The organism is Blastocatellia bacterium (assembly GCA_035275065.1).
Classification (GTDB): Bacteria; Acidobacteriota; Blastocatellia; order UBA7656; family UBA7656; genus DATENM01.
In genome coordinates, this window is the sequence record DATENM010000043.1 from 1 (window position 1) to 4,565 (window position 4,565).

Sequence of the window (4,565 nt, forward strand, 5' to 3'; positions counted from 1 at the left end):
TCGCCTGGCCGCCGCCTCACCAATCAATCGCTCCATCTCTTGATTGGCGTCTAGGCGGTCGCGCAGGTCGTGCTCCTTGAGGTCGAAGCGGCTCTGTTGTGCCGGGGTGATCTGCTGCGCCGGCTCGCCATCAATGGTCACGAAGGTGGTGCGCAGCGCCTCGTGGCGCGCAACGATGCGGTCCAGCGCCCGCCGCAGCGCGCGGCGGTCGAGTTGCCCCTTCAGCCGCAGCCCGTAAAAGATGTGATAGGCTCGGCTCGTGTCCTCCATCTGCTGCGCCAGGAACCACAGCCGTTGCTGCGCGAACGATAAGGGCAGATGCTCGCTACGTTCGACGGCTGTGATTGGAGACAAAGCAACCGTTTTACTCTCGACATGAAGAAATTTTGCGAGTTTCAGCAATCGCTCTTTTTCAGCTACCGTTAATTGGCTTTGCACTTTAAGTCCTCTTCTGTGGCATTCCGTAGAGGGCCACGACATCGCCTAAGTGGATTGGCAAAGTGATTGGAAAGAGACTACAACCAAAACTCATCTGATTCGCGGGCAATCATTGATCAGGATGGACAGGAAGAGTCAACGGTTTGGGCACGCCATGCCAACCAGCACTTTTCGCGCACCGATATAGGATTCTCTGCCATGCGTAAAAAGCATGTTGTCTAAAAGCAACAGATCGTTCTTCTGCCAGGCAAACTTAATCTTGGTCTGTTCGTAGATAGACCGAATAAGCTCAAGCGCCTCCACCTCAATAGGCGCGCCATCGCCATAGTAAGCATTTCGAGGTAGGCTTTCCTCGCCGAGGGAAGTCAGTAAGGTGTCAGCGACTTCTTTACCCAAGTTTGAAACGTGGAAAAGATGCGCCTGATTGAACCATACTTTTTCGCCCGTATCCGGGTGCACAGCCGTGGCAGGGTTTACCTGCCTAGTCCTGAGGCCATCGTTCTCAAGCCACTCATAGGTCAATTCATTCGCATTGCAATAGTCCTCTACCTGAGACTTGTCTTCAGTTTGGAACACCACCGACCACGACAGATCCAGAGTCGAATAATTACGAACATACATCACGCCCCTTTGCTCAAATTTGTCCCGTACCGACTTCGGCAGCATGTTGTATACGACTCGGCTATCACCAATCGGAGTCTCGCCTCCGGTTTCGGCTGGAAGTAGACACAAAAAGCCAATCCTATTCGGCCAATTTCGCGAATACGCATTTTCGTTATGTTGTGGGATTACCTCGCTCTCAGGATATTCCGTCGCCGTGTAAACATTCCCGCGCAACTTGGTCCGCGGCGTTGAGCGATAAGTATATTCGAGTAACTCGGCTCCAAACAGCGTCGATAGAATCTTGCCAAACTGCGTGCTGCCGGGCACCTTCAACCCACGAATCAATATAGCGCCGTTGGTTTTGATCCAGCTCTGAATATCTTGCTGATATTCTTCAGCCCAGTTCACCGCATTCAATCCACTGGCTTCAACGTCAAGCAACATTGGCAATCCACCAATCGGTTTCAAATCACTCGCCGTGATCCTCTGAGGGCTCAAGGATGCAGCATTCATAACTACCTCCGCGACTGAAGAATTTACCTCTGGCGTTTAGTGGTTGATTTGCTGGAAAGATTCATTGACCGTGCGCGCCTTAATCAACCAGTATAGGAGCCTCGCATGAGAGTCAGCAGATCCCCCAATCTGTCTTGATCAAATTGTTCAAGTTGCAGATTGATCAGCCGTTCGGCCAGATCGGCGAGGACAGGGTGCTCGAACAGATCGCTGATGCTCACTTCCACATTCAGCCCCTGCCGCAGCCGCGCGATCACCCGCACCACCAGCAGCGAATGCCCCCCAAGCTCGAAGAAGTTGTCGCGGCGACCGACCCGCTCCACCTTCAACACCTCGCTCCAGATCGCCGCCACCGCCCGCTCCGTCTCCCCTGCCGGCTCTTCGTACTCCTGCCGCCCATCCCCTTCTCGCTCCGGCTCAGGCAGCGCCTTGCGATCCACCTTCCCATTCGCCGTCAGCGGCAACCGCTCTAGACACACATACGCCGCCGGCAGCATGTACTCCGCCAGCCGCTCGCTCGCCTTCGCTCGCACCTCTCTCACCAACTCCTTCGCACTCCAATACCTCCTCCCCGGCCTTGCTTCTCCACTTGCACTTGCTCCTGCCCTTGCCTCTCGCTCGGCTCGGCCCTCCTCCCGCCGCGCATACACCGTGTACTGATTCGTCCCCGCCAGCATCTCCTCCTGCTCCACCTCCTGCTCATACCCCTGCCTCGCCAGCAGCTCCTGTATCCGCCGCAGTCGTCCGCCCTCGTCATGCACCTCCACGACCACCTGCCGAATCTTTTCCCAGTCCTCCGCCTCGATCCCCGACAACACTTCCTCCTCGCTCTTCTGCACGTCCACCTTCAGCAGGTCGATCCGCTCGATCCCTTCCTCCTTCATCACCTCCGTCAGCCGCCGCAGCCGACACCGACACTCCTCATAGTCCAGCCGCTGCGCCACCAGCCCCGCCAACTCCGTCGCGCTGATCGCCTCTTCTCCCTGCTGGTGGCGCACATAGGTCTCGATCACTTTCGCTTCTTCTGCCATCTCCGCGTACTGCCCCGACACCAGCGTGTTGTGCTTGTACCACCGGAACTCCGCCTCCCCTTCCCGACTCGACAGCCCACACTCATACACCCGCACTTGGCCGCCGCTGATCGCCGCGTTGATTCTCAGGCTCTCATACACCACCGGAATCGGCTCGAAGGCATAGACCTTCGCCCCGGACACTCGCTCCGCCACGTAGAGCGTGAACAGCCCGATGTTGGCCCCCACATCCACCACGCACGCTCCCTCCCCCAGCTTGATCCCGTGCCGCAGGTACGCCTCCCGCTCGAATATCTCTCGGTAGAGGTAGTCGCTCTCGCCCTTGTTCTGATGGCTGATCACCATGCCGTTGGGCAACTCGTACAGCTGCGCCTCGGCCAGTTCGCCGCGCTGCCGCATCCGCTCGATCTGCAACAGCGGATAGGCCGCCACCTCATCCGCCACCACGTAGGCCACCAGCCGCTCCTCCCCCGCCGCCTCTTCCCGCTTCATCACCACCGCCTCGCGCACCGCTTCGTGCTCGCGCAGACTCGCCTCGATCTCTCCGAGCTCCACCCGATAGCCCCGCACCTTCACCTGATCATCCTGCCGCCCCAAATACTCCACCCGCCCATCCGCCTCCCATCGCCCTCGATCCCCTGTCCGATACACCCGCTCGCCTCTCTCCCCACTCTGCTCATCGGCCACGAACCGCCCCGCCGTCTGCCCCGCTCGCCTCCAGTACCCCCGCCCTACTCCCGCTCCCCCGATCACCACCTCCCCGACGACTCCCGCCGGCACCACCTCCCCCTCCTCGTCCACCACGTACACCCGCATATTCCCCATCGCCCTCCCCAGCCCCACCCCCTCGCCGCTGCCTCCTTCCTCGCCCTCCTTCACCTCCTGCGACAACGCCCCCACCGTGCACTCGCTCGGCCCGTAGTGGTTGTAAACCCGCCACCCCCTGCCTCCGCCTCGCAGCCGCCGCAGCAGCCCCCGCCGCAGCACCTCCCCTCCCAGCACCAGACACTCCTGCACCAACCAAGGCCTCGCCTCGCCTTCTCCCAGCAAGGCTTGCAGGTGCGTCGGCGTCATCTTCATACAGTCGATGGGCCGCTCTCGCAGATAGCCGGCGAAGCGCTCCCCGTCCAGCCGCTCGTCGCCCACCAGCAGGTGCAACTGCCCGCCGCCCAGTAGCGACGGCCACAGCACCGTGTTGCCGAGGTCTGCCGCAAGCGTTGACACCAGCGCGTAGCGCCAGCCCGCTTGCAGCTGCAAGCGCTGGCCGACGGCTGCCACGTAGTTGGCCAGCTGGCGGTGTTCGATCATCACCCCTTTGGGCTGCCCGGTCGAGCCTGAGGTGTAGATGAGGTAGGCCAGGTGGGCGGCGCTGAGGCCGATGCTGGCCGCCTCGGGATTGCTCGAAGACAGCGCCCCCCAGGGTGGCTGCGCCTGGCAGAGGTCGAGCACGGCGACCGCCGGCGGCGCCGCCAGCCGCGCCGCCGTGGCTTGATCGCTGAGCACGACCTGCGGCGCGCTGTCTTCGAGCATGTAGCGCAGGCGCTCTGCGGGATAGCTGGGATCGAGCGGCACATAAGCAGCGCCGGCTTTGAGGATAGCCAGCAGGCCGATGATCAGGTCGAGGCTGGGTTCCAGGCAGATGGCGACGCGGGCATCGGGGCCGACGCCGAGCTGGCGCAGGTAGTGGGCGAGTTGGTTGGCTCGGCGGTTGAGTTCGCCATAAGTCAGCCGCGCCTCGCCGCAGACGACCGCCACGGCCTCTGGGGTCTGTTCGACCTGCTGCTCGAACAGCTCGTGCACACATTGGTCTTTCGGGTAATCGGTCGCCGTCGCGTTCCACTCCACCAGCATCTGCCGCCGCTCGCCCTCTGGTATGACTTTCAGGCTACGCAGTGGCCGCGCCGGCGCGCTCTCCAGCGCCTCGACCAGCGACTCCAGCGCCCGGTGCATGTACTGGCAGACGCGCTGCGCCCCGATGGA

General features: G+C 61.4%; 3 protein-coding genes. All 3 read right to left on the reverse strand.

The features are described 5' to 3' along the window. Positions 1–354, reverse strand: a 354-nt coding sequence (locus tag VJ464_09455; GenBank protein ID HKQ05346.1) for a condensation domain-containing protein, incomplete at its 3' end; no start/stop codon positions are given. A 219-nt stretch (positions 355–573) separates the two neighbouring features. Beyond that, positions 574–1,554 (reverse strand): TauD/TfdA family dioxygenase, encoded by a 981-nt coding sequence (locus tag VJ464_09460; GenBank protein HKQ05347.1) that lies wholly within the window; start codon positions 1,552–1,554, stop codon positions 574–576. An 83-nt stretch (positions 1,555–1,637) separates the two neighbouring features. Beyond that, positions 1,638–4,565, reverse strand: a 2,928-nt coding sequence (locus tag VJ464_09465) for an amino acid adenylation domain-containing protein (protein HKQ05348.1), incomplete at its 5' end; no start/stop codon positions are given.

Bases quoted from the DNA above. Each gene is read 5' to 3' on its own strand.
- VJ464_09460 (HKQ05347.1), bottom strand. From the start codon at position 1,554: ATGAATGCTGCATCCTTGAGCCCTCAGAGGATCACGGCGAGTGATTTG.